The 23,621-nt window shown below is 68.2% G+C and carries 23 protein-coding genes and 1 pseudogene; 15 read left to right on the top strand and 9 right to left on the bottom strand.

The window, feature by feature from the left end; translation table 11 throughout:
- The first annotated feature begins 84 nt into the window (after positions 1–84).
- The 10 genes from ACFSGX_RS07195 to mazG are packed head-to-tail and all read left to right on the top strand — an operon-like array spanning position 85 to position 9,226.
- A complete protein-coding gene (locus tag ACFSGX_RS07195; protein WP_380930002.1) occupies positions 85–1,158 on the top strand; it encodes a lytic murein transglycosylase in 1,074 nt (357 codons plus the stop codon).
- A complete protein-coding gene (locus ACFSGX_RS07190) occupies positions 1,142–1,960 on the top strand; it encodes a septal ring lytic transglycosylase RlpA family protein (protein ID WP_380928685.1) in 819 nt (272 codons plus the stop codon). Before ACFSGX_RS07195 ends, ACFSGX_RS07190 begins: the two co-directional genes overlap by 17 nt.
- Complete coding sequence (locus ACFSGX_RS07185) at positions 1,957–3,120, top strand: D-alanyl-D-alanine carboxypeptidase family protein (RefSeq protein WP_380928683.1); 1,164 nt, start codon at positions 1,957–1,959, stop codon at positions 3,118–3,120. Before ACFSGX_RS07190 ends, ACFSGX_RS07185 begins: the two co-directional genes overlap by 4 nt.
- Complete coding sequence (gene tmk / locus ACFSGX_RS07180; RefSeq protein ID WP_380928681.1) at positions 3,117–3,752, top strand: dTMP kinase; 636 nt, start codon at positions 3,117–3,119, stop codon at positions 3,750–3,752. Before ACFSGX_RS07185 ends, tmk begins: the two co-directional genes overlap by 4 nt.
- Complete coding sequence (locus ACFSGX_RS07175; protein ID WP_380928680.1) at positions 3,749–4,744, top strand: AAA family ATPase; 996 nt, start codon at positions 3,749–3,751, stop codon at positions 4,742–4,744. Before tmk ends, ACFSGX_RS07175 begins: the two co-directional genes overlap by 4 nt.
- Positions 4,741–6,273: a methionine--tRNA ligase gene (metG, locus tag ACFSGX_RS07170; protein ID WP_380928678.1), complete on the top strand. Its 1,533-nt coding sequence runs from the start codon at positions 4,741–4,743 to the stop codon at positions 6,271–6,273. The genes ACFSGX_RS07175 and metG overlap by 4 nt, the downstream gene beginning before the upstream one ends.
- Positions 6,274–6,304: 31 nt before the next feature.
- Positions 6,305–7,081 (top strand): TatD family hydrolase, encoded by a 777-nt coding sequence (locus ACFSGX_RS07165; RefSeq protein ID WP_380928676.1) that lies wholly within the window; start codon positions 6,305–6,307, stop codon positions 7,079–7,081.
- Positions 7,078–7,845: an MBL fold metallo-hydrolase gene (locus tag ACFSGX_RS07160; RefSeq protein ID WP_380928674.1), complete on the top strand. Its 768-nt coding sequence runs from the start codon at positions 7,078–7,080 to the stop codon at positions 7,843–7,845. Before ACFSGX_RS07165 ends, ACFSGX_RS07160 begins: the two co-directional genes overlap by 4 nt.
- Positions 7,842–8,447 (top strand): retropepsin-like aspartic protease family protein, encoded by a 606-nt coding sequence (locus ACFSGX_RS07155; protein WP_380928672.1) that lies wholly within the window; start codon positions 7,842–7,844, stop codon positions 8,445–8,447. The genes ACFSGX_RS07160 and ACFSGX_RS07155 overlap by 4 nt, the downstream gene beginning before the upstream one ends.
- A 32-nt stretch (positions 8,448–8,479) precedes the next feature.
- Positions 8,480–9,226 carry a nucleoside triphosphate pyrophosphohydrolase gene (gene mazG / locus ACFSGX_RS07150; protein WP_380928671.1) on the top strand — a complete coding sequence of 249 codons (747 nt, stop codon included), beginning with the start codon at positions 8,480–8,482 and terminating at the stop codon, positions 9,224–9,226.
- On the opposite strand, the gene hflX is transcribed toward mazG, so the two are convergent.
- From hflX to dusB, 7 genes and pseudogenes are all read right to left on the bottom strand, one after another.
- Positions 9,217–10,515, bottom strand: a complete 1,299-nt coding sequence (gene hflX / locus ACFSGX_RS07145) for a GTPase HflX (RefSeq protein WP_380928669.1) — start codon at positions 10,513–10,515, stop codon at positions 9,217–9,219. The genes mazG and hflX overlap by 10 nt on opposite strands.
- Positions 10,512–11,084, bottom strand: a pseudogene (hfq, locus tag ACFSGX_RS07140) (RNA chaperone Hfq); the annotation flags it as partial. The pseudogene hfq and the gene hflX, both read right to left, overlap by 4 nt.
- A gap of 50 nt (positions 11,085–11,134) precedes the next feature.
- Positions 11,135–12,523, bottom strand: coding sequence for a nitrogen assimilation response regulator NtrX (ntrX, locus tag ACFSGX_RS07135; protein WP_380928667.1), 1,389 nt, complete (start codon positions 12,521–12,523; stop codon positions 11,135–11,137).
- A 3-nt stretch (positions 12,524–12,526) separates the two neighbouring features.
- A complete protein-coding gene (locus ACFSGX_RS07130) occupies positions 12,527–14,728 on the bottom strand; it encodes a sensor histidine kinase (RefSeq protein ID WP_380928665.1) in 2,202 nt (733 codons plus the stop codon).
- A gap of 137 nt (positions 14,729–14,865) precedes the next feature.
- A complete protein-coding gene (gene ntrC / locus ACFSGX_RS07125; protein WP_380928663.1) occupies positions 14,866–16,323 on the bottom strand; it encodes a nitrogen regulation protein NR(I) in 1,458 nt (485 codons plus the stop codon).
- A complete protein-coding gene (locus ACFSGX_RS07120) occupies positions 16,320–17,366 on the bottom strand; it encodes a two-component system sensor histidine kinase NtrB (protein ID WP_380928661.1) in 1,047 nt (348 codons plus the stop codon). Before ACFSGX_RS07120 ends, ntrC begins: the two co-directional genes overlap by 4 nt.
- Positions 17,363–18,364, bottom strand: coding sequence for a tRNA dihydrouridine synthase DusB (gene dusB, locus ACFSGX_RS07115; protein ID WP_380928659.1), 1,002 nt, complete (start codon positions 18,362–18,364; stop codon positions 17,363–17,365). The genes ACFSGX_RS07120 and dusB overlap by 4 nt, the downstream gene beginning before the upstream one ends.
- 84 nt (positions 18,365–18,448) lie before the next feature.
- Here dusB and ACFSGX_RS07110 point away from each other — a divergent pair, with 84 nt between their 5' ends.
- From ACFSGX_RS07110 to ACFSGX_RS07100, 3 genes are read left to right on the top strand one after another with little or no spacing between them, the layout of a single operon-like run.
- Positions 18,449–19,591: a bifunctional 2-C-methyl-D-erythritol 4-phosphate cytidylyltransferase/2-C-methyl-D-erythritol 2,4-cyclodiphosphate synthase gene (locus ACFSGX_RS07110; RefSeq protein ID WP_380928658.1), complete on the top strand. Its 1,143-nt coding sequence runs from the start codon at positions 18,449–18,451 to the stop codon at positions 19,589–19,591.
- Positions 19,592–20,113: a hypothetical protein gene (locus ACFSGX_RS07105; RefSeq protein ID WP_380928656.1), complete on the top strand. Its 522-nt coding sequence runs from the start codon at positions 19,592–19,594 to the stop codon at positions 20,111–20,113.
- Position 20,114: 1 nt separating this feature from the next.
- Positions 20,115–20,636, top strand: a complete 522-nt coding sequence (locus ACFSGX_RS07100) for a CinA family protein (RefSeq protein WP_380928655.1) — start codon at positions 20,115–20,117, stop codon at positions 20,634–20,636.
- Here ACFSGX_RS07100 and ACFSGX_RS07095 read toward each other — a convergent pair.
- A complete protein-coding gene (locus tag ACFSGX_RS07095) occupies positions 20,579–21,058 on the bottom strand; it encodes a type II toxin-antitoxin system RatA family toxin (RefSeq protein WP_380928653.1) in 480 nt (159 codons plus the stop codon). The genes ACFSGX_RS07100 and ACFSGX_RS07095 overlap by 58 nt on opposite strands.
- A complete protein-coding gene (gene lipA, locus ACFSGX_RS07090) occupies positions 21,058–21,990 on the bottom strand; it encodes a lipoyl synthase (protein ID WP_380928652.1) in 933 nt (310 codons plus the stop codon). Before lipA ends, ACFSGX_RS07095 begins: the two co-directional genes overlap by 1 nt.
- Before the next feature lie 64 nt (positions 21,991–22,054).
- Between lipA and ACFSGX_RS07085 the strand changes: the two genes are divergently transcribed.
- A complete protein-coding gene (locus ACFSGX_RS07085; protein ID WP_380928651.1) occupies positions 22,055–22,693 on the top strand; it encodes a carbonic anhydrase in 639 nt (212 codons plus the stop codon).
- Positions 22,690–23,601: a DMT family transporter gene (locus tag ACFSGX_RS07080; RefSeq protein ID WP_380928650.1), complete on the top strand. Its 912-nt coding sequence runs from the start codon at positions 22,690–22,692 to the stop codon at positions 23,599–23,601. Before ACFSGX_RS07085 ends, ACFSGX_RS07080 begins: the two co-directional genes overlap by 4 nt.
- The last annotated feature ends 20 nt before the right edge of the window (positions 23,602–23,621 follow it).

Raw genomic sequence — 23,621 nt, 5'->3', positions numbered from 1 at the left:
CGTGCCGTCCCTGCGACGACCGGGGTTATCGCGCCGCCCGCGACGTGGCATCAGGTGGGCTTGCGGGGTGACCAGGGGATGATGATGCGTTCGACGATCGTGGCGGCGATGCTGCTGGCGGCACTGCTCCCCGCGTCCTCCGCCTGCCAGGCGCAGGATATGGGCCAGTACGAGACCGCTGCCGACCCACGCGATGCCGCATTCCGCGCGTTCCTGGCCAACCTGCGGCCGCGCGCACTGGCCGCCGGGGTCAGCGCCCGCACGCTCGACCAGGTATTCCCCACGCTGACGTTCAACCCGCGCGTCATCACGCTCGATCGCGGCCAGCCGGGCGGCAATCCGGCGACGACGACCAGCACGCCGTCGATCCCGGCCTTCGCGCCCTATCAGCGCACGCATGTCGATGCGGACCGCATCGGCCGCGGCCGGACGCGCTATGCAGAGCTACGACCGCGGCTGCAGCGGATCGAGGCGCAGACCGGTGTGCCGGGGCCGATCATGATGGCGATCTACGGCCATGAAACCGGCTATGGCCGCGTGGTCGGCGACTTCGATCTGCTCCGCTCGCTCGCCACGCTGGCGTTCGAGGGGCGGCGCCGCGAACTGTTCACCGCGGAGTTCATCGCCACGCTGAAGCTGCTCGAAAGCGGCATCCCGCGCAGCACGCTGAAGGGCAGTTGGGCCGGCGCCACCGGTTACCCGCAATTCCTGCCCAGCATGTACCTGCGCCTCGCGGTCGACGGCGACAGCAACGGGCGCGTCGATATCTGGAACAGCGAACCAGACGCGCTGGCCTCGATCGGCAACTATCTGTCGAAGGCCGGGTGGAAACCCTCCGTGCCGTGGGGCGTCGCGGTCCGCGTGCCCGCGGATCTGGACCGTGCCGTGCTCCGCTCGAAACTCTCCTCGCCGCGCTGCCCGCGCGTCTATGACCGGCAGAGCCGCTGGCAGACGATCGGCGAATGGCGGCGGCTGGGCGTGCAGTTCGTCGGCTATCCCGTGCCCGCTGACGGCGAGCAGGCCAGCCTGATCGAACCGGACGGTCCGGGCGCAACCGCCTATCTGCTCACCACCAACTATCGCTCGATCCTCGACTATAACTGCTCCAATTTCTACGCCCTGTCCGTGGGTCTGCTGGCCGATGCCGTCCAGCGTTGAGCGGGCGACCGGCGCTGCATTGCTCGCGGCGCTGATGCTCGCCGGATGTGCCGGCGGATCTGACCGAGGCGGGGGCGCGCGACGTTACCGCCCGGTCGCCGACCTCCCGGTCCGGATCGGCCGGCCCTACACGGTCCGCGGGCGCACCTACGTTCCGGCGGAGGACCCGACCTACGACGCGGTCGGCATGGCATCCTGGTACGGCTCCGAATCGGGCAGCCAGACCGCGAACGGCGAGCGCTTCCGCCCGGACTGGATCGGCGCCGCGCACCGCACGCTCCCGTTGCCGAGCTATGTCGAGGTGACCGCGCTGGACACCGGCCGCACCATCCTGGTCCGGGTCAACGATCGCGGTCCGTTCGCGTCCGACCGCATCATCGATCTGTCGCGCGGCGCGGCGCGGCTGCTCGGCGTCGAGCGGACCGGCACGTTCCGCGTCCGCGTCCGCCGCGTGTTCCCCAGCGAGCGGGACCGCGCCGCCCTGCGCGCCGGCCGCTCGACCGGCCTCCGCACTGCGTCGACCGCACCGCTGCCCCAGCCAGCCCGACCGCCCGCTTTCCCGATGCTCGGCCAGCTACACGTCCAGGTCGCCACCCTGTCCGACCCGGACCGCGCCGCACAACTGGCGCGCGACCTCGGCGGCACCACGCTTGCCGTCGGCAACCTCGTCCGCGTGCGGATCGGCCCGATCGCGGAGGCGGACGCGCAACCGACGCTGGCGCGGGTCCGGGCGGCCGGCTATCAGGACGCCAGGCTGGTCCGCGATCCCGCTCCGATATCAAACATGGAACCTGCACGATGAAGCGTCTTCTTCCCGCGATCCTGCTGCTCGGCACCGCCGCCCAAGCCGCCGCCCCGCCGTTCGATACGCCGGCCCCGGTCGCCTATATGAAGGACCTGTCGTCCGGCGCGGTCCTGTACGCCAAGGATGCGGATCGCCGCATGCCGCCGGCGTCGCTCGCCAAGATGATGACGGTCTACGTAGCGTTCGACCTGATCAAGAAGGGCGAGCTGAAGCTCAACCGCATGGTCACGGTGCGGCCCGAGACGTGGCGCCGCTGGCACGGTCCGGAAGCCGGATCGACCATGTTCCTGTCGCCGAACGAGCAGGTCAGCGTCGAAAACCTGCTGAACGGCATCGTCACGCTGTCCGGCAACGACGCCTGCGTCGTTCTTGCCGAGGCGATCTCCGGCACCGAACCCGCGTTCGTGTCGCTGATGAACCGCCGCGCCGCCGAACTCGGCATGCGCAATTCGCAGTTCGGGACGTCGAACGGCTGGCCCGACGCCGGCCGCACCTATGTGACCGCCAAGGACCTCGCGACGCTGGCCGAGGCGACGATCCAGAACCACCCGGATCTCTACAAGAAATTCTACAGCCGCACGTCCTTCACCTGGGGCAAGACGATGGGCGGCGGCGAGGCGATCACGCAGCAGAACCGCGACCCGCTGCTCGGCCGGGTCGAGGGCGCGGACGGCCTCAAGACCGGCCACACCGAGGAGGCGGGCTACGGCTTCACCGGTTCCGCCAAGCAAGGCAACCGCCGGCTCGTCATGGTCATCGCCGGGTTGACCTCCTCGGGTCAGCGGCAGGAACAGTCGGTCGCCTTCATGAACTGGGGTTTCGGTGCCTGGTCGTCGAAGCCGATCGTCCGCAAGGGCGCGCATGTCCAGGATGCCGAGGTGCAGGGCGGCGACGCACGTACCGTGGCGCTCGTCGCGCCCAACGACCTCGCCGTCACCGTGCCCGCTGGCATGGGCTCCGACCTGCGCACCCGCGTCGTGTACCAGGGCCCGATTGCGGCACCCTTCGCGGCCGGGCAGCATGTCGCCGACCTCGTCGTCAGCGGCCCCGACATGGCGCCGCAGCGCCTGCCGCTGGTCACCGCGTCGGCGGTCGAAGAGGCCGGCTTCTTCGGACGGATCATGGCCGGCTTCCGTCGACTGTTCGGGTTGGCGTGAGCCCGCGCACGCCCGGCCGCTTCATCTCGCTCGAGGGCGGGGAGGGGGCGGGCAAGTCGACGCAGGTCCGGGCACTCGGTGTGGCCCTGCGCGCGCGCGGGCTGACCGTCGTCGAAACCCGCGAACCGGGCGGCAGTCCGGGCGCCGAGGCGATCCGCCGGCTGCTGCTCGAAGGCACGGCGGACCGCTGGACCGCGCGGACCGAAGCTTTGCTGTTCGCCGCCGCGCGCGCCGACCATGTCGCGCGTACGATCCGGCCTGCGCTGGAGGCGGGGCAGTGGGTGCTCACCGACCGCTTCCTCGACAGCTCGCTCGCCTATCAGGGCGGCGCGGACAGCATCGGCGCCGACGCGATCCGCACGCTCCACGCGATCGGCAGCGAAGGGCTGCTGCCCGACCGGACGCTGCTGCTGACTTTGCCGCTCGCCGAAGCAACGGACCGGGCTGCGGCACGCGATGCCGGCGCCGCAGACCGGTTCGGGGCGCGCGATCCGGACTATCATGCGCGCGTCTCCGATGCCTTCCTCGCGCTGGCCAAGGCGGACGCCGCACGATTCCGCATCGTCGACGCGAGCGGACCCGCTGCGGCGGTCACCGAACGGCTGCTCGCCGCGATCGACGCCCCGGCATGATCCAGCCGATCGGCCATGACGCGAACGTCGCGGCGCTCCAGACAGCGGCCAACAGCGGCCGGCTCCACCACGCCTGGCTGCTTGCCGGGCCGGAGGGGGTGGGGAAGGGGCTCTTCGCCCGCGCCGCCGCGACCTGGCTGCTCGCGGACGCCGCCGGGCCACGACCCACGGGCCCCGGCTTCATGGTCGACCCCGCGCACCGCATCGCGGCACTGATCGCAGCCGGCAGCCACCCAGACCTGCGCATCGCCGAACGGCTGTTCCGCGAGAAGACCGGCGACCATGCCCGCAACATCTCGATCGAGCAGGTCCGCTCGCTCAACGGCGTGTTCGCGACCACCGGCAGCATGTCGCCGCGCCGCATCGTCATCATCGATTCGATCGACGACCTCGAGGCAAAAGCCGCCAACGCCCTGCTGAAATCGTTGGAAGAACCACCCGCCGACGGCCTGTTCCTGCTCGTCACCCACGCCCCCGGCCGGCTGCTCCCGACGATCCGCTCGCGCTGCCGTATGCTGCGCTTCGGCCCGCTCGACGACGCAGCGATGACCGCCGCCCTGACGCAGGCCGCACCCGACCTGTCGCCGCAGGAGCTGGCCGCGCTGATCCGCGCCGGCGACGGTTCCCCCGGCCGCGCGCTGCGGTTCGCCGGGCTCGACATCGCTTCGATCGACGAAACACTCGACCAGCTCATCACCCGCGGCGACCCAACCAACGCGCTCCGCAACCGTTTCGCGCGCACTATGGCGACCAAGGCGGCGCAACCGCGGTTCGAGGCGTTCCTCGATCGCGCCCCCAGCCGCTTCGCCTCCGCCGCGCGCGACCGCAGCGGGCCGGCACTCGAACAGGCGCTGCAAGCATGGGAGCGGGTTAGGGGCGTCTCCGCCGCCGCCGTCGGCCTGTCGCTCGACCCGCAAACCACCGCGTTCGAGATCGCGACGCTCGCCGCAAGTCTTGCTCCCGCCGCCGGCTCGGCTAAGGACCGCGCATGACCGATCCCTATTACATCACCACCGCGATCAGCTACCCCAATGGCCGGCCGCACATCGGCCACGCCTATGAGGCGATCGTCACCGATGCCATCGCGCGCTACCATCGGCTCGTCGGGCGTGACGTCTACTTCCAGACCGGCACCGACGAACATGGCCTGAAGATGGACCAGGCGGCGCGCGCCCGCGGGATCGACGCGCGCACGCTGGCGGACGAAATGTCCGGCTATTTCCGCGAGATGGCGGATACTTTCAACATCTCCTATGACCGGTTCATCCGCACGACGGAGGCCGCTCACCACCACGCGAGCCAGACGCTTTGGCAGGCGATGGCCGATGCCGGCGACATCTACGCCGACCGCTACGAAGGCTGGTATTCGGTCCGCGACGAGGCGTTTTACGACGAGAAGGAACTGGTCGACGATCCGGACGGCGGCGGTCGCCTGTCGCCGGAAGGATCGCCGGTCGCCTGGACCGCGGAGGAGGGTTGGTTCTTCCGCCTGTCCGCGTTCGAGGACCGACTGCTCGCGCATTACGAGGCCAACCCGGACTTCATTCAGCCCGAAAGCCGCCGCAACGAGGTCATCGCCTTCGTCCGCGGCGGGCTGCGCGACCTGTCTATCTCGCGCTCGAATTTCGACTGGGGCGTGCCGGTGCCGGGCAGCGCGGAGCAGGTCATGTACGTCTGGGTCGACGCGCTCACAAACTACCTGACCGGCGCGGGCTACCCCGACGATCGCGAGCGGATGGACCGCTGGTGGCCCGCCGACCTGCATGTCATCGGCAAGGATATCGTCAGGTTCCACGCGGTCTACTGGCCCGCCTTCCTGATGTCCGCGAACCTGCCGCTGCCCGCCAAGATCTTCGGCCATGGCCATGTCCTCGACCGCGGCGTCAAGATGTCGAAGTCGCTCGGCAACGTCGTCGATCCGCAGGAGCTGGCGCAGCGCTACGGCGTCGATCCGGTGCGCTACTTCCTGTTGCGCGAGGTCAGCTTCGGCCAGGACGGCAGCTATGCCGCCGACGCGATCGTGACGCGCTCGAACGCCGATCTCGCCAACGGCCTCGGCAATCTAGCACAGCGCTGCCTGTCGATCATCGCCAAGAATTGCAATGGCTTGGTCCCGGAACCTGCCGCCGGTTCGGAAGATCCTGACCTAGCCGGACAGGCCACCCGCGCCGCAGTCGATGCCGCAATGACCCAGCTCTCGCCGAACCGCGCGCTCGAGGCGATCTGGGAAGCGGTTGGCGACGCGAACCGCTACTTCGCCGACAACGCACCGTGGAGCCTGCGCAAGACCGACCCGGCCGCGGCAGATACGATCCTGTATCACACGGCCGAGGCAGTCCGCCGCCTCGCCATCCTTGTTCGCTGGGCGGTGCCGGCCAGTGCGGATCGCTTGCTCGACCTGCTCGCGCAACCCATGGAGGCCCGCGACTTCACCGCACTCGCCACCGCGATCGCCCCCGGCACGCCGCTGCCGCCGCCCGTCGGCGTGTTTCCGCGGCTGGAGGACGAAAAGGCGGGGTGACGCGCGGTGGGGCAGCCCCTATCTGCAGAGCATGTTTGCCGATAGCCACTGCCACCTGAACTATCCCGGCCTTGTCGAGGACCAGCGCGCGGTGATCGACCGGGCGCAGGCCCGCGGCGTGACCGCGATGCTCAACATCGCAACACGCGAAAGCGACTGGGACGCGATCATCGCCACGGCAGACCGCGAGCCGGGCGTCTGGGCCACGGTCGGCATTCACCCGCACGAGGCCGACGCCCATCCCGACGTCGGCACCGCGCGACTGATCGAAGCCGCCGCGCACCCGCGCGTCGTCGGGATCGGCGAGACCGGGCTCGACTATCACTACGACCATAGCGACCGCGACCGGCAGCGCCGCAGCTTCCGCGCGCACATCGCCGCTTCGCGCGACACGGGGCTGCCGATCATCGTCCACACCCGCGATGCGGAGGACGATACCGCCGAGATCATGGCGGACGAGATGGGGAAGGGGGCCTATTCCGGGGTCATCCACTGCTTCACCGCGTCCGCAGAGTTCGCCGCCAAGGCATTGGCAATGGGCCTTTATATCTCGATCTCTGGGATCGTGACGTTCAAGAACGCCAGGGACCTTCAGGCCATCGCCGCGACGCTGCCGGCGGACCGGCTGCTGATCGAAACCGATGCGCCGTTCCTCGCGCCGGTCCCGCACCGCGGCCGCCCCGGCGAACCTGCGTTCGTCGCCGATACCGCCGCCTTCCTGGCCCGCCTCCGCGGCGTCTCCGTCGAAGACCTCGCGGCGCAAACCCGTGCCAACTTCTTCACTTTGTTCGACAAGGCCGCCGCGTGAGGCTCACGATACTCGGTTGCGGCACGTCGTCCGGCGTCCCGCGGATCGGCAACGACTGGGGCGCATGCGACCCGGCCGAGCCGCGCAACCGGCGCACGCGCGCCGCCATCCTGATCGAAAGCGCCACGACCCGCATCTTGGTCGATTCCGGCCCCGACATGCGCGAGCAGCTGCTCCGCGCGGACGTCGGCACGTTCGATGCGATCGTCTGGACGCATGATCATGCCGACCACACACACGGGATCGACGACCTGCGCCAGGTCTTTCACAACCGGCGCTCGCCGATCCCGGCCTATGCGCGGCCGGCCACGATGGCGTCGCTGTCAAGCCGGTTCGGCTACGCGTTCGACGGCAAGTCGGGTTACCCCGCCACGCTCGCGGGCCAGGAACTGCCCGACCGGATCATGATCGGCGACATCGTCGTCGATGCCGTCGATCAACCACATGGTCGCACGCAGAGTGCCGGCCTGCGCTTCTCGCAGGGTGCTGGTGCAATCGGATACGCCACCGATTTCAGTGGCATGACGGACGATATGGCTACGCTGTATCAAAGCTTGGACCTCTGGGTCGTTGATGCGCTCCGCCGTGCGCCGCACCCCAGCCATCCTACGCTGTCACAAACGCTCGAATGGATCGCGGACTTCGAGCCGGGGGAGGCGGTCTTGACGCATATGGATCAGTCGATGGACTATGCCGAACTGGTCGCGACGCTACCGACCGGTGTCGTCCCAGGTCATGACGGGCTGACGAGGGACGTCGCATGACGGCCGATCAGGGCGCGCAGGCCGGCTATCTTGCGTTGATCCTCGTGCTCGTGCTGCTGTCGCTCGGCGCGCGACGCCTGCAGCTCGGGCGCGTCATCGGCTATTTGCTGTCATGGGCTGCGATCTTCGTCGGAGCGTATCTGCTGTTCGTCAACCGGGACGCGTTCCGCCCGATGTTCGACCGCGTCACGACCGACCTGCGACCGGCCACGCCGCAGATCGTCGGCAAGACAGTCCGGATCGCCATGTCGCCCGACGGCCATTTCTGGGTCGATGCCAAGATCGGCGGCGACGCGGTTCGTTTCCTGGTCGACAGCGGCGCGACCATGACTGCGATCTCGCCGGAGACGCTCGCCAAGGCCGAACTCGAAACGGACGATCGGCGACCGATGATCCTGCGGACCGCCAACGGCGACATCCGAGCCGATCGCGTCACGATACCGACGCTCGCCGTCGGTTCGATCCGCGTCGAGGATCTCGACGCGGTCTCGTCGCCGGGATTCGGTGGCATCAACGTGCTGGGGATGAACTTCCTGTCCGGGTTGCAGCGCTGGGGGGTCGAAGATCGCACACTCATCCTCACTCCGAAAACCTCGATTTAACATAATATATATTATCAGACTTAAGGTGATGGATGAACCTGTTCGATAAGCTCGTCCAAGTCATGGCCACCCTGCGTGGTCCGAGCGGCTGCGACTGGGACCGCGCGCAGGATTTCGCGTCCATCGCACCGTACACGATCGAGGAATCCTATGAGGTCGCCGATGCCATCGCGCATGACGACATGGCCGCCCTCCGCGACGAACTCGGCGACCTCCAGCTTCAGGTCGTGTTCCATGCCGCCATCGCGGCCGACCGCGGCGCGTTCACGATCGAGGACGTGCTGGCCGGCATCGTCGACAAGATGGAACGCCGCCACCCGCATATCTTCGGCGATGGCCCGCGGCGCGATTGGGAAACGCTCAAGGCCGGCGAGCGCGACGGCGCCCAGGTGACCGGCGCACTTGCCGGCGTCGCGCTCGGCATGCCCGCCCTGCTCCGCGCCGCAAAGCTCCAGAAGCGCGCCGCCCGAGTTGGGTTCGACTGGCCCGATGCGATCGGCCCGCGCGACAAGATCGACGAGGAACTGGCCGAGGTCGAGACGGCGACCGATCCCGGCCACCGCGCCGAGGAGGTCGGCGACCTGCTCTTCGCGGTGGTCAATTGGGCCCGCCACCTCGGCGTCGACCCCGAGGCTGCGCTCCGCACCGCGAACGGCAAGTTCGAACGGCGCTTCGCCGCGATGGAGGCGCTCGACGCAGGCTTCGCCGACCGCAATCTCGACGAGCAGGAAGCCTTATGGGTTCAGGTCAAACGCGCGGAGCCGCCCGCTCACACCTGACGCCGCGCCTGGAACCTGTCCCATTCGGTTTCGGTCATCCGCACATCGACCAGCATCCGGTCGCCCTCCGGATCGCTCGAGACCACATCGCCATGCGCGTGCAACCAGGCCAGATCCGCCCCGTCGCCTGCATCCAGATCGAGATGCCGCAACCGCGCGCCCTGCGTCAGCCGCGCCGACACCGCATCGCGCAATGCCGCGACACCGTCGCCGGTCAGCGCCGAAACGACCGCCACATCGTCGCGCAACGCCGCTTCGGTCGCCGCTGCCTCGACCAGCGAGGGTTCGAGCAGATCGATCTTGTTCCAGACCTCGAAGATCGGAGCCCCCTCCTCCCCGCTGATCCCGATCTCGCTCAGCACGGTCAGCACGTCGGCGGCCTGCGCCTCGCTGTCCGGATGCGACATGTCGCGGACATGCAGGATCAGATCGGCCGCCACGACCTCCTCCAGTGTGGCACGGAACGCCGCGACCAGCTGTGTCGGCAGGTCCGAGACGAACCCGACCGTGTCGGACAGGATCGCCTTGTCGATCCCCGGCAGCCCGATCTGCCGCATCGTCGGGTCGAGCGTCGCGAACAGCAGATCCTCCGCCATCACGGCGGCTCCCGTCATGCGGTTGAACAGCGTCGACTTGCCGGCATTGGTGTAGCCGACCAGCGCGATCGTCGGCCACGGCGCCTTCTGGCGACGCGACCGGTGCAGCGTCCGCGTCCGCGCGACTTGCTCCAGCTCACGTTTCAGCTTGGCGATCCGATCGCGGATCAGCCGGCGATCCGCCTCGATCTGCGTCTCGCCTGGGCCGCCGAGAAAGCCGAAGCCGCCGCGCTGCCGTTCGAGATGGGTCCAGCTGCGCACCAGACGACCCGCCTGGTAATCGAGATGCGCCAGCTCGACCTGCAACCGCCCCTCGGCGGTCGCGGCCCGCTCGCCGAAAATCTCGAGGATCAGCCCGGTCCGGTCGATGACCTTCGCGGACAGCCCCTTCTCCAGATTACGCTGCTGGATCGGCGACAGCGCCGCGTCGACGATGACCAGCTCGGCCTCCGCCATCCGCGCCGCGGTCGCCAGATTCTCAACCTGACCCGACCCGAACAGCGTTGCCGCCTTGGGCTCGCGCAACTTCACCGCGATCCGGTCGATCACCTCGATCCCGATCGCCGCCGCCAGCCCCGCGGCCTCCGCCAGCCGCGCCTCGGTCGTGCGGGCATTCTCGCCGCGTTCGGGCAGGGCGACGATCGCCCTCGCCCCACGCGTCACGCCGTCCGCATCACGATCGAAGCCGCTCAATCCGCATCCTCCGCGCTATCGTCCACGCCGCCGAGATAGATCGGGTTGGCCGGCTGCACCGTCGAAATCGCGTGCTTGTAGACGAGCTGCGACAGCCCATCGCGCCGCAACATCATGCAGAACAGATCGAACGCCGCGATCTCGCCTTGCAACATCACGCCGTTGACGAGGAACATCGTCACCGGTTCACGCTGCTTGCGCACCGCCGACAGGAAGATCTCCTGCAGCAACGTCGCCTTGCGTTCCTCGAACGACGCCTCGACCTCGCTCAGGTCAACCGGTTGTGCCGGCATGACTGTGGAAATCGCATGCTTGTAGATCAGTTGCGACTGCCCGTCGCGACGAAGCAGGACGGAAAAATTGTCGAACCAGGTGATGATGCCTTGCAGCTTCACCCCCTTTACCAAAAACATCGTCACCGGTGTCTTGGTCTTGCGTAAGGTGTTCAGGAAAATGTCCTGAAGATTGTTGACCTTTTCGGCCATGGTGCCGGTCTCCGGTCTTGGCGGGCCGTAAGCCCGCGGGGTGCGCCCTGGAGGGCGTCGGTACGCCGGGACACCGCGTCCCGACGCTCAATATGTAGGGTGGGTGGGGCCCAAGGTAAACGCCCGCCCGGCGATCACTCGCCGCCCTCCTCCTTCGCTTCGGCCAGGCCGAGCGTCTTGAGCTTCCGGTGGAGCGCCGATCGCTCCATCCCGATGAACGTCGCGGTGCGCGAGATATTGCCGGAAAAGCGGCGGATCTGAACACGAAGATACTCGCGCTCGAACGTCTCGCGGGCCTCGCGCAGCGGCGTGCCCATGATCGATTTCGATGCGCTGGTCGGCGCGAACTTCTCCTGGTCGGACATCACTTCCGGCGGCAGCATGTCGACATCGACCCGTCCGATCCGGTCGCCCGGCGCCATGATGATCGTCCGCTCGACAATATTGCGCAGCTGGCGGACATTGCCCGGCCAGTCGTAGGATTGCAGCGCGGCATAGGCCTCGTCCGACACCTTCGGCGTCGCGACCCGCCGTTCGGAGGCGTAGCGCGCGACGAAATGATCAACCAGCGCCGGAATATCCTCCCGCCGGTCGGTTAACGACGGCAGATGGACCGGCACCACGTTCAGCCGGTAATATAGATCCTCGCGGAACCGCCCGGCCGCGATCTCGGTCGGCAGCGTGCGTGCGGTGGCCGACACGACGCGCACGTCCACCTTCACCATCCGCCGCCCGCCGACCCGCGCAAAGCTCTGGTCGGTCAGCACGCGCAGGATCTTGGCCTGCGCGGTCAGCGGCATGTCGGCGATCTCGTCAAGGAACAACGTGCCGCCATGCGCCTGTTCGAACAGGCCGGGGCGGACGGTGCCTGTCCCGTCCTCGATGCCGAACAGCTCCTCCTCGACCCGCTCGGGGGTCATCCGCGCAGCCGACACCACGATGAACGGCGCCGCATCGCGCGTGCTCCACATATGGAGCAGCCGCGCGGCAACCTCCTTGCCGACGCCCGCGCCACCGGTGATCAGCACACGGCTGCCGGTGCTCGCCACACGTTTCAGCGTCGCGCGTACCGCGTTGATCCCGACCGAACTGCCGGTCAGCTCCTCCTCCTGCCCGATCTGTGCACGCAGCGAGGCATTCTCGCGCCGCAACCGGTCCGTCTCGGTCGCCCGCGCGACCAGCAGCAGCAGCTTCTCCGCCTCGAACGGCTTCTCGATGAAATCGGCCGCGCCGCGCCGAACCGCCGACACCGCGGTGTCGATATTGCCGTGCCCGGAGATGACCAGCACCGGCAGCGACGGATCCCGCCGTTTGATCTCGTCGAGCAGATCCAGCCCGTCGAGCTTCGAATCTTTCAGCCACACATCGAGCAGCACCAGCGACGGCCGGCGTTCGTCCAGCGCGGCCAGGCACGCGTCGCTATTGGCGGCGACCCGCGTCTGATATCCTTCATCCTCCAGCACACCCGCGACGAGTTCGCGGATGTCCTGTTCGTCGTCGACTACCAATACGTCCAACGCCATCGATCAATCGGCCTTCGTTCGAGTAAGTTCGGGAAACGGCACATTGCGTCCGTCCCCGTCGGTATCGTCTTCATCGACATCGGCACCGGACATGGGCGCCAGTGTCCCCGCGTCGAAGCATAGCCTTACAACCGTTCCGCCGCCGGGACGATCCTCGAAGCCGATCGTCCCGTGATGTTCCTCGACGATCTTCTTCACGATCGCCAGGCCCAGGCCGGTGCCGCGCGTCCGCGTGGTCATATAAGGTTCGGTGATGCGTTCCCGTTCCGGCGGCAATCCGATGCCGTTGTCGATCAGGTCGATCACCAACCGGTCGTCGTCGCCCATCGGATGGACGCGCAACCGGATCTCGCCCTGCTCAGCCCCCGCCGGTCGCGCCTCGATCGCCTCCGCCGCGTTCTTGACGATGTTGGTCAGCGCCTGGCCGATCTGCCGCCGGTCGCAGACGAGGTGCGGCGACGGTTCGGCGGCATCCACAACGAAGCTGATCGACGGATGCGCCACCTCGTGCAGGAACATCGCCTGGCGCGCGATCTCCGCGACCTCCTCGTCGTGAAACACGGGCTTGGGCATCCGCGCGAACGAGCTGAACTCGTCGACCATGCGGCGCATGTCCCCCACCTGCCGGACGATCGTCTGGGTCAGGCGCTCGAACGTCGCCGGGTCGGACTGGACCTCACGGCCGTAGCGGCGTTGAAGCCGTTCGGCGGCGAGTTGGATCGGGGTCAGCGGGTTCTTGATCTCGTGCGCGATCCGGCGGGCGACGTCGGCCCAGGCCGCGCGCCGCTGGTCGAGCAACTGCTGCGTGATGTCGTCGAACGTCAGCACGTCATCCTCGGCGGTGCGGACGCGCTTCACCGCCAGCGTGCGGACATCGCCCTCGCTCGCCATTCGCACCACCGCCTGCCGGTCCCCCGACCGCCGGAACGACTCCAGTTCGGGCGAGACCGCGCCGAGCGGCCGACCAACGGGGCTGAGCCCCCCGGTCTTCAGCAGTTCGGACGCGGTCGTGTTGACGATCCGTATCCGACCGTCCGGCCCCACCGACACGACACCCGCGGTGACACCGGACAGCACCGCCTCGATCAGCGAGCGCCGGCTCTCCGCCTGCTCGTTCGCCGCGACCAGCGCGCCGGTCTGCTCCGACAGCCGCCGTGTCATGCGGTTGAACGCCATCGCCAGCGTGCCGACCTCGTCCTGCCCACGCGGCATCTTCACCCGCACCGACAGGTCGCCACCCGCCACGCGCCGCGCCGCGCCGACCAGTTCGCCCACCGGCCGCACGAACCGGTCCGCCACCGCCAGCGCGACCCAGATCGCCCCGCCGACGATCAGCAGCGAGACGAGCAGCAACGCGGCATTGAACTGCAACTGCAACGACTTCGACCGGTCGAGCAGCGTGTTATATTCGGTCAGCGCCTCCCGCCCGCGCGAAAATTGCTGCAGGACCAAAGGCTTCACCGACCGCGAGGCATAGAGATAGGTCCGGCTCGCCGGATCGAACGCGATCGTCCCCTCGACCCGGTCCCCGGACTCGAACGAGGTCAGCGGCGCGCCGTCGCGCAGTTTCGGCAACGCGGCGGGTGGCAGGCGCTTCTCCAGCGCCCGCTGGTCGAGCGACCCGATCAGCATGCGCGGCGCTCCGTCCTGACCAATCTGGATCAGCGCAACCTCGCCGAACTGGCGCAGCGCGATCTGTTCGGCCACGAAGAACTGCATCCGCTGGTCCTGCAACGGCACCTGGCTTGCCGCGAGCCGGAAATCGGTGCGTGACGCGACGATATCGTCCGCCAGCCGCTTGCTGTTTTCGCTGATATACGCCTGCGCGACCTTGTCGCTGTTCTCCAGCACCGCACGTGCGCGGTTCGAAAACCAGAACTGCACACCGTACTGGAACAGCAGCGACGCAAAAATCACCACCAGCAGCGTCGGAACGCTGGCCACGACCGAGAACAACGCGACCAGCCGGACGTGCAATCGCCCGCCCCCGCCGATCGGCGACGCCGCCGCACGCCGCATCGCTACGCGCCGCGCCCACAGCACCATCAGCGAAATGATCGGCACCAGATTGGCGACCAGCAGCAAAGCGACCATCGGCGGCGTCAGCAACCGGTCCGAATTGCCACCACGCGCGATCACGAAATAACTGGCGGCCGCGATGCCGATCGCCGCGATCAGCACCAGGATCTCGATCAGCCGGAGCATCCGCCGCTGACGGATCAGGGCTACCAGTCGTCGCCAACGGGGCGCGCGTCGCAATTGCCGGATGGGTAATGCCGTCATCGACTCGCAGTCATATCAGGTTGTTGCGCCTTTGCCACACCCGCCTGCATCACCTGTGCTCAACCTTCGGCGGGTCCGTCCGCGCGGCGCAGGTCGGACGGCTCGATCCCGAGCGCGCTCAGCTTCTTGCGCAGCGTGTTCCGATTGATCCCGAGCATTCGCGCGGCGCGTACCTGGTTCCCCCGCGCCGCCGCCAGCACATGGCGCAACAAAGGCCCCTCGAACGCCGGCAACAGCCGATCGTACAGGTCATCGGCGTCGGGCGAGACGTTGCCGTCGCCGAACCAGCCGGCCATCCAGCGATCGATCACCTCCGCCAACGCGCCGTCTGCATCCACGACATTGTCCGCGACGCCCGCCCCGCCGCCCAGTTCCTGGTCCAGCAACGCCGCCGCAATCACGTCCGCACGCGCCAGCACCGCGGTCCGGCGCATGACATTCTCCAGTTCGCGAACATTGCCCGGCCAGTCGTGCCGCAACAGCCGCGCGCTTGCTTCCTCGCTCAGATGCTTTCGTGGCAGTCCATCCGCCGCCGCCCGATCGAGGAAATGCTTTGCCAGATCAATAATATCGGACCCGCGCTGACGAAGCGGTGGCAACCGCACCGGCACGACATTCAGCCGGTAATACAGATCCTCGCGGAACCGCCCCGCCGCGATCAGCGCCGTCAGGTCCTTGTGCGTCGCCGCGATCACCCGCACGTCGGCGACAATCTGCCGCGTCCCGCCGACCGTGGTGAATGCGCCGGCCTGCAACACGCGCAGCAGTCGGGTCTGCGCGTCGATCGGCATGTCGCCGATCTCGTCCAGGAACAACGTGCCGCCCTGCGCCTGTTCGAAGCGGCCGACACTGCGCTGCGCGGCCCCGGTGAACGCCCCGCGCTCATGCCCGAACAGTTCGCTTTCGATCAGGTCGCGCGGGATCGCCGCCATGTTGATCGCCACGAACGGCCGCGCCGCCCGCGGTCCCAGATCGTGGATCGCCTGCGCGACCAGTTCCTTGCCCGTCCCGCTCTCGCCCAGGACCAGCACGGTCAGGTCGTTCGCCACTACCCGCGCGATCGTACGGTACACATCCTGCATCGCCGGCGACCGGCCAATCAGCGGCAACCCGTCGGTAACTATGTCGCCGTCCGGCGCCACCGCATCGCGCCGCCCGATCGCCAGTGCGGCCTCGACCGATCGGCACAATTCCGCCAAATCGAATGGCTTGGGCAAATAATCGAAGGCGCCTTCTTCGGTCGCACGCACCGCGGTGGCGAGCGTATTCTGCGCCGACATGACGATCGCCGGCATCTGCGGCCGCAGCGCGATCAGCCCGGCGAGCATGTCGAGCCCGTTCCCGTCCGGCAGGATCACGTCGGTGATCAGCACGTCCGGCTCGAACGCCGCGATCCGCGCACGCGCCGCCGCCAGCGTCGGGGCCAGCTCCACGCTATGCCCCGCCCGCCGCAACGCCTCGCGCACCACCGTCCGGATCGCCGCATCGTCATCGACGACCAGTATGCGCCCACTCATGCCCGCCCCCCGACCCGCGGCAGCAGCATCCGCACGACCGTCTTCGGCGGGTTCCCCTCGCGGACGAACTCCACGACACCGCCATGATCGGCGATCAGCTTGTCGACCAGGGCCAGCCCCAGCCCGCTCCCGCTGCGCTTGGAGGTCACGAACGGATCGAACAGATGGTCGGCGATATCGTCGGGCGCGCCCGGCCCGTCGTCGATCACGCAAACCTCGATCGGCAACGCTTGCGGCGCATCCGGGCTCGTCCGTTTGGTGAGACCGGAGCGATACCCCGTGGTCAACGCGATCTCCCCGCCGCGCCCGTCGAGCGCCTCCACCGCATTCTTGATGAGGTTAACGAACACTTGGACCAGCGCGTCGCGGTCGCCCAGCACGGGCGGTAGTGACGGGTCATAATATTCGCGGATCGTCACGGCTCCGGCAAAGCCCTGCTCCGCCACGTCGCGGGCATGCGCCAGGATCGCATGGATATTCTGCGGCGACCGGACCAACGGACGGCTGTCGGTGAACCCCTCCATCCGGTCGATCAGCCGCGCGATCCGGTCGACCTCGTCGCGGATCAGCCGGGTCAGCGACGCGGTCGCCTCGTCCGCGCGGTCGAGCAATTGCGCCGCCCCGCGGATCGCGGACAGCGGGTTCTTGATCTCATGCGCCAGCATCGCGGCGGCGGCGGTCGCGCTCCGCTGCCCCCCGTCCCGCCTTGCCCCGATCGGCCCGGCGGAGCGCGGATGCACCGTCAGCACGCGCCACCCGGCCTCGATCGCCAGCGGCGCCGCGGTGACGTCCGCTACCACCCGCCGCCCACCGGGCAGGGTCAGCACCTGATCATAGGCCGCATAGGGCGCCGCGACCGGCGCACCGGTCGGACCCGGCCCAATTAAATCATCGATCCGCCGCCCGACCAGCATCTGGCGCGACAAGTTGAACAACGTCTCGCTTGCGGGGTTCGCCTCGCGGACATGATCGCCCTCGTCGATCGCCAGGCTCGGGATCGGCCCGGCGGCGAACAGCGCGGTTGCAAGCGATCCGGCGGTCACGCCGCCGCGCGGCACAGCCAGGGTTCGTAGAATCGCTCCAACATCGCCAGCACGACCTTCGGGTCCGCCTCCTGGTTCGCCCGGTTCCGGAACTCGGCCGATCCCTCGAGGCCCTTGGTGTACCAGCCGATGTGCTTGCGCGCCATGTTGACGCCGATCTCGCTGCCATAATGGTCGAGCATCGCGTGGTAATGGCCTACGATCATGGCATATTGTTCCGCAATCGACGGATCGGCCCGCCGCTCGCCCGTCGCCAGATAGCGCATGACCTGCGACAGCAGCCACGGCCGGCCGTAAGCCCCGCGGCCGATCATCACGCCATCCGCGCCGGACTGATCCAGCGCCTCGACCGCATCGTCGATGCTGTTGATGTCGCCATTGGCGATCACCGGGATTTTGACCGCATCCTTCACACGGCGGATGAACTTCCAGTCCGCGGTACCCTTGTACATCTGGTTCCGTGTCCGGCCGTGGACGGTCACCATCGCCACGCCCAGATCCTCCGCGATCCGTGCCAGTTCGGGGGCGTTCAGGCTGTCATGGTCCCACCCCATCCGCATCTTCAGCGTCACGGGCACGCTAACGGCCTTCACCGTCGCATCGATGATCGCAGCGGCGTTGACCAGATCGCGCATCAGCGCCGATCCCGCATCGCCGTTGACGATCTTGCGCACCGGGCAGCCCATGTTGATGTCGATGATCGCCGCGCCGCGATCCTCGTTCAGCTTGGCGGCCTCCGCCATCTCGCGCGCGGTGCAGCCGGCCAGCTGCATCGACACCGGCTCCTCGACCGGGTCCCATGCCGCCTTCTGCAGCGACTGGCGCGTCTCGCGGATCATCGCCTGGCTGGCGATCATCTCGGTCACGTTCAGGCCCGATCCGTAACGTCGCACGATCCGCCGGAACGGCAGGTCGGTGACGCCCGTCATGGGCGCAAGGATGACGGGGTTCTCGATCCGCACGGGACCGATGTCGATCGGGGACAGCATGGCAGGCATCGCGCACATATGCCCGCAAATGAGGCAGTGCGCCAGACGGATAACCCGCTGGCGGCCCGCACCGGGCTCCGCTAGGCACGCGGCATGGAGCATCCGCGTACCACCGCCCTGATCGTCGCCGCCGGATCCGGCCTCCGCATGGGCGGCGGTCCGAAGCAATATGAGCCGCTCGGCGCGTCCTCCGTCCTGGCCCAGGCCATCGACGCATTCCTCCGCCACCCGGGCATCGACGCGATCCAAGTCGTGATCGGCCCGGACCAGCACGAGGCCTACGCGACCGCAATCGGCGACCGCCCCCTCCCCCCGCCCATCGTCGGCGGCGCGACCCGCCGCGAGTCCGTTGCGGCCGGCCTGGCATCGCTGACCGGCGACCGCGTGCTGATCCACGACGCGGCGCGCCCGATCGTTCCGGCCGTCGTCATCGATCGCCTCCTGACGGCGCTCGGCTCCAACGAAGGTGCCGTCCCCGTGCTACCGGTGTCGGACACGCTCGCGGCCGGCGGTGAAACGCTCGGCCCCGTCACCCAACGCGCCGGCCTCGTCCGCGTCCAGACCCCGCAAGCGTTCCGGCTCCCCGCGATCGCCGCCGCGCACGCTGCATGGGATCCCGCGAACGAAGCGACCGACGACGCCCAGATGCTGCGCGCCACCGGCGGCACTGTCGCAACCGTCCAGGGCGACCCCGCGCTCGACAAGCTCACCCATCCGCAGGATCTGGCCAACGCCCGATCGCGGATGCTCGTCGTGCGGGTCGGGTCCGGGTTCGACGTCCACGCCTTTGCGCCCGGCGACCATGTCATCCTGGGCGGCGTCGCGGTGCCGCACGGTTTCAAGCTGCTCGGCCACAGCGACGCCGACGTCGTGCTGCACACCATCACCGATGCGATCCTCGGTGCGATCGGCGACGGCGACATCGGCGACCATTTCCCGCCGAGCGATCCACAGTGGAAAGGCGCCGCATCCGACCGCTTCCTGGTCCACGCCCGCGAGCTCCTTACCGCACGCGGCGGCATCCTCGACCATGTCGACGTCACGATCATCTGCGAGGCGCCAAAGGTCGGCCCGCACCGCGCCGCGATCCGCACCAACATCGCGCGTCTGTTGCAGCTTTCCGAGAAGCGGATTAGCGTGAAAGCGACGACGACCGAACGGCTCGGGTTCACCGGCCGGGGCGAAGGGATCGCCGCGCAGGCCGTGGCCACCGTGCGATTGCCGGAGGACGAATAGATGCCGTCGAAGACCCCTGTCGCACTCCTGCTTGCCGCAACGCTCGCCGGGCCCGCTCTTGCGCAGAGCGACTGCCTGACCGAGGCGGAGGGCCGCTCCGTGGTCGCCTACGCACTCCCCGCCGCGATCGAAGCGACGGCGGCGCGGTGTCGCCCGGCCCTCCCCGCCGCCGCCTGGCTCAACCGCGGCGGCGCCAGCCTCGCCGCACGCTACCGGCGCGATGGTGGCGGCAATGCGGACGCAGCACTCCCGGTGTTCGAGAAACTGTCTGGGCAACAGGTCCCCGACATGCTCGATCCCTCGACGGTCACCAACATCGTCGAAAAGCTGATTTTCGACCGGATCGGCACCGCGGTCGCGACGCGCGATTGCGCGGCGGTCAGCCGGATCGCCGAACAGATCAGCCCGCTGCCGATCGGCAACGTCGCGGCGCTGCTCGTCGGGCTGGTCCAGCTCGACCGCAGCCTTTCGTCGCGCACCGGCATTTCGATCTGCCCGACGTCCACGGCCGGAGCACGCTGACATGCCCGACACCCTCCTCCCCCCCGAACTGGTCGAGGCCGCGCGCCGCGTGGTTGCCGCGAACCTCGCGCTCGGCCGCCGCATTACCGTTGCCGAAAGCTGCACGGGCGGGCTCGTCTCTGCCGCGCTGACCGAGATCCCCGGCTCGTCCGCGGTGTTCGAGGCCGGCTTCGTGACCTATGGCGATACCGCCAAGGTCGACCTGCTCGGCGTCAGCAGCGAAGTGGTCGAAACGTTCGGTGCCGTGTCGATCGCGGTCGGCTGGGCCATGGCGCGCGGTGCGTTGGCGCGCAGCCGGGCGGACGTCGCGGTCGCCATCACCGGCATCGCCGGCCCGGAGGGCGGCAGCGCCAAGAAACCGGTCGGCACCGTCGTGTTCGCCCGCGCCGACAAGGACAGCGACCCGGACGAGGTTACCGCCGACATGCGCCAGTTTGACGACACCGGCCGCGCCGGCATCCGGCTTCACGCCGCGTTGTGCGCGCTCGACTTGCTGATGCCCGGCGCGTCGCTCGACCCGTAGAGCACGGCCGCGCGCTCCTCGAACGCGCCGATCATCTTGCGTAGCGCGCGTTCGAACACCTGACCCGCAATCGCCTCGAAGATTCGCGAGCGGAACGCGAAATCGACCTTGAAATCGATCAGCGTTCCGCCGGTACCGTCCGGCCGGAACGTCCAGTCGTTGACCAGATGCTCCAGCGGCCCGTCGACATATTCGACGCTGATCCGCTCGGCGCGCGTCTTGGTCACCTTCGATGTGAACGATTCGCGCAACGCCTTGAACCCGACGACCAGGTCCGCGATCATCTCGGTCTCGCTGTTCGACCGCACCCGTACGGCGACCACCCAGGGCAGGAACTCGCGGTACCGCCCGACATCGGCCACCAGGTCGAACATCTGCTCCGGGCTGTAGGGCAAATGCCGCGTCTCGCTATGCCGCGGCATCAGCGCTTGGCCAGCTTGGCCTCGCGCGCGGCGCGCAGCTTCGCGAAATCGTCGCCGGCGTGATAGCTCGACCGGGTCAGCGGGCTCGCCGCAACCAGCGCGAACCCCTTGGCTCGCGCGATCGAGGCATAAGCGTTGAACGCGGCCGGCGGCACGAACTCGGCGACCTTGGCGTGTTTCGGCGTCGGTTGCAGATATTGCCCCATCGTCAGGAAATCGATCCCGGCGGAGCGCATGTCGTCCATCACCTGATGGATCTCCAGCCGCTCCTCGCCCAGCCCGACCATCACGCCCGACTTGGTGAAGATCGACGGATCGAGCCGCTTCACCTGCTCCAACAGCCGCAGCGAGGCATAGTAGCGCGCACCCGGCCGGATCGTCGGGTACAGCCGCGGCACGGTCTCGAGATTGTGATTATAGACGTCGGGCCGCGCCGCTACGATCGCCTCGATCGCGCTGTCCGCCTTGTTGCGGAAATCGGGCGTCAGGATCTCGATCGTCGTGCCCGGCGTCGTACGGCGCAGCGCCTCGATCACCTTCACGAACTGGCTCGCGCCGCCATCGGGCAGGTCGTCGCGGTCGACCGACGTCACGACGATATGCTGCAACCCCATCTGTGCCGCGGCATCCGCCACATTCTGCGGCTCCATGTGATCCACCGCGCGTGGCATACCCGTCTTCACGTTGCAGAACGCGCAGGCCCGCGTGCACGTGTCGCCCAGGATCATGACGGTCGCGTGCTTCTTGCTCCAGCATTCGCCGATGTTGGGGCAGGCCGCTTCCTCGCACACCGTGGTCAGGCTTTTGGATCGCATCAGCGCGCGCGTTGCGGCCACGACCGCACCGGTCGGCGCCTTCACGCGGATCCAGTCGGGTTTGCGGACGCGGCCCGTGACGAGGGCTTCAGCGGGGTTGGGCACCATCTGGTTCATGCTACGTTAGATAGCGGCAGCGGGAGCGGCTTGCCACCCCTGCCAGTTATCAAAGGGAGATAGTATGACTGGAATCACCCCGCTCATCGACGGCTATCGTCGTTTCAAGAAGACCGGCTGGGACGATCAGCGCGAACGTTGGGAGACGCTGGCCAAGGGTCAGAGCCCCAAGATCATGATCATCGCCTGCTCCGACAGCCGCGTCGATCCCGCGACCATCTTCGACGTCGCGCCCGGCCAGACGTTCGTCGTGCGCAACGTCGCGGCGCTCGTGCCGCCCTACGAAACCGGCGGCGGTTTCCACGGTGTCTCCTCCGCGATCGAATTCGCGGTGACGCAGCTCGAGGTCACCGATGTGCTCGTGCTTGGCCACGCCTCCTGCGGTGGCTGCAAGGCCGCGCTCAGCCGCACCTTCGAAGGATCCGATCACGGCCACGGCGCCTTCATCGACTCCTGGATCTCAATGCTCGCCGACGTGCGTGACGAGGTCATCGCGGAGAAGGGCCCGAATGCCGACGCCGAAGCGGTGACCGAGATGGAGCACCGCGCGGTCGGGGTCAGCCTCAACAATCTCAAGACATTTCCGTTCGTGCAGGACCGGCTCGACGACGGCCGGCTGAAGTTGCACGGCGCATGGTTCGGCATTGCCGAGGGCGACCTGCTCGTCCGCGATCCGGAAACCGGGGCGTTCAACCCCGCATGATTGCACGGGAACGGGAGGATGCGGCTCCGCGCCGCTTCCTCCCGGAACTGGTGCTGGTCGGGATCACCATTCTGTGGGGTGGCACATTCCTCGTTACCAAGATCGGTCTGGCGGACAGCGGGCCGCTGTTCTTCGTCGGCTCGCGCTTCGCCATCGCCGCGGCATTGCTCGCGACCCTGTCCCCCGCATTACTGCGCGGCTGGAGCGTCCGGGACATTCTCGCCCCGGCGCTGATCGGCTGCACGATGGTGGCGGGCTACGCGTTGCAGACGACCGGCCTGGAGTCGATCCCGAGCAGCATGTCGGCGTTCCTGACGGCGCTCTACGTGCCGTTCGTACCGCTGCTGCAGCTCGTCCTGTTCCGGCGGGTGCCGGGCGCGATGGTTTGGGCCGGCATCGTGATGGCCTTCTCCGGCCTCGTCCTGCTCGCCGGGCCTGCGACGATTGCGACGTTGACGCTTGGCTACGGCGAACTGCTCAGCATCCTGTCGGCGCTCGCCTTCGCGTTCCAGATCCTGTTCATCGGCCGCTTCGCCGGTGTGGTCGACCCACGTCGCGCGGCACTGGTCCAGCTCGCGACCGTCGCGATCGGCTGCTACGCGCTGATGCCGCTGACGGGCGAGCCTCTACCGGCGCTGACGTCGCCGCTGATCGCCTGCGCGCTCGCGCTCGGCGTGGCCAGCGCAGTGATCCAGGTCGCGATGAACTGGGGCCAGGCGCATGTCGCCCCGGCGCGCGCGACACTGATTTACGCCGCCGAGCCGGTCTATGCCGGCCTGATCGGCTGGATCGCCGGCGAACGCTTCACGCAGTTCGGGTTAGTGGGCGCGGTGCTCATCGTGTCCAGCGTGGTGGTTAGTGAACTGAAGCTAAAGCGGGAGCGAAACCGAAAAGCCCCTCTCCTTTAGGGGAGGGGTTGGGGTGGGGC

Origin of the sequence: Sphingomonas arantia, assembly GCF_042682045.1 — a bacterium.
In the GTDB taxonomy this organism is placed as follows: Bacteria; Pseudomonadota; Alphaproteobacteria; order Sphingomonadales; family Sphingomonadaceae; genus Sphingomonas_R; species Sphingomonas_R arantia.
The sequence above is the reverse complement of the archived record's forward strand: the minus strand, read 5'-3'. Positions and strand labels throughout refer to the sequence as shown.

Excerpts from the sequence above, each read along its gene's own strand:
- ACFSGX_RS07175 (WP_380928680.1), top strand. The coding sequence starts at position 3,749 with ATGATCCAGCCGATCGGCCATGACGCGAACGTCGCGGCGCTCCAGACA.
- ACFSGX_RS07100 (WP_380928655.1), top strand. The coding sequence starts at position 20,115 with ATGCCCGACACCCTCCTCCCCCCCGAACTGGTCGAGGCCGCGCGCCGC.
- lipA (WP_380928652.1), bottom strand. The coding sequence starts at position 21,990 with ATGAACCAGATGGTGCCCAACCCCGCTGAAGCCCTCGTCACGGGCCGC.
- ACFSGX_RS07085 (WP_380928651.1), top strand. The coding sequence starts at position 22,055 with ATGACTGGAATCACCCCGCTCATCGACGGCTATCGTCGTTTCAAGAAG.
- ACFSGX_RS07095 (WP_380928653.1), bottom strand. The coding sequence starts at position 21,058 with ATGCCGCGGCATAGCGAGACGCGGCATTTGCCCTACAGCCCGGAGCAG.
- ntrC (WP_380928663.1), bottom strand. The coding sequence starts at position 16,323 with ATGAGTGGGCGCATACTGGTCGTCGATGACGATGCGGCGATCCGGACG.
- ACFSGX_RS07185 (WP_380928683.1), top strand. The coding sequence starts at position 1,957 with ATGAAGCGTCTTCTTCCCGCGATCCTGCTGCTCGGCACCGCCGCCCAA.
- ACFSGX_RS07080 (WP_380928650.1), top strand. The coding sequence starts at position 22,690 with ATGATTGCACGGGAACGGGAGGATGCGGCTCCGCGCCGCTTCCTCCCG.
- ACFSGX_RS07165 (WP_380928676.1), top strand. The coding sequence starts at position 6,305 with ATGTTTGCCGATAGCCACTGCCACCTGAACTATCCCGGCCTTGTCGAG.
- mazG (WP_380928671.1), top strand. The coding sequence starts at position 8,480 with ATGAACCTGTTCGATAAGCTCGTCCAAGTCATGGCCACCCTGCGTGGT.
- ACFSGX_RS07155 (WP_380928672.1), top strand. The coding sequence starts at position 7,842 with ATGACGGCCGATCAGGGCGCGCAGGCCGGCTATCTTGCGTTGATCCTC.
- ACFSGX_RS07130 (WP_380928665.1), bottom strand. The coding sequence starts at position 14,728 with ATGCTCCGGCTGATCGAGATCCTGGTGCTGATCGCGGCGATCGGCATC.
- ACFSGX_RS07195 (WP_380930002.1), top strand. The coding sequence starts at position 85 with ATGCGTTCGACGATCGTGGCGGCGATGCTGCTGGCGGCACTGCTCCCC.
- metG (WP_380928678.1), top strand. The coding sequence starts at position 4,741 with ATGACCGATCCCTATTACATCACCACCGCGATCAGCTACCCCAATGGC.
- ACFSGX_RS07110 (WP_380928658.1), top strand. The coding sequence starts at position 18,449 with ATGGAGCATCCGCGTACCACCGCCCTGATCGTCGCCGCCGGATCCGGC.
- ntrX (WP_380928667.1), bottom strand. The coding sequence starts at position 12,523 with ATGGCGTTGGACGTATTGGTAGTCGACGACGAACAGGACATCCGCGAA.
- ACFSGX_RS07190 (WP_380928685.1), top strand. The coding sequence starts at position 1,142 with ATGCCGTCCAGCGTTGAGCGGGCGACCGGCGCTGCATTGCTCGCGGCG.
- dusB (WP_380928659.1), bottom strand. The coding sequence starts at position 18,364 with ATGCCTGCCATGCTGTCCCCGATCGACATCGGTCCCGTGCGGATCGAG.
- ACFSGX_RS07105 (WP_380928656.1), top strand. The coding sequence starts at position 19,592 with ATGCCGTCGAAGACCCCTGTCGCACTCCTGCTTGCCGCAACGCTCGCC.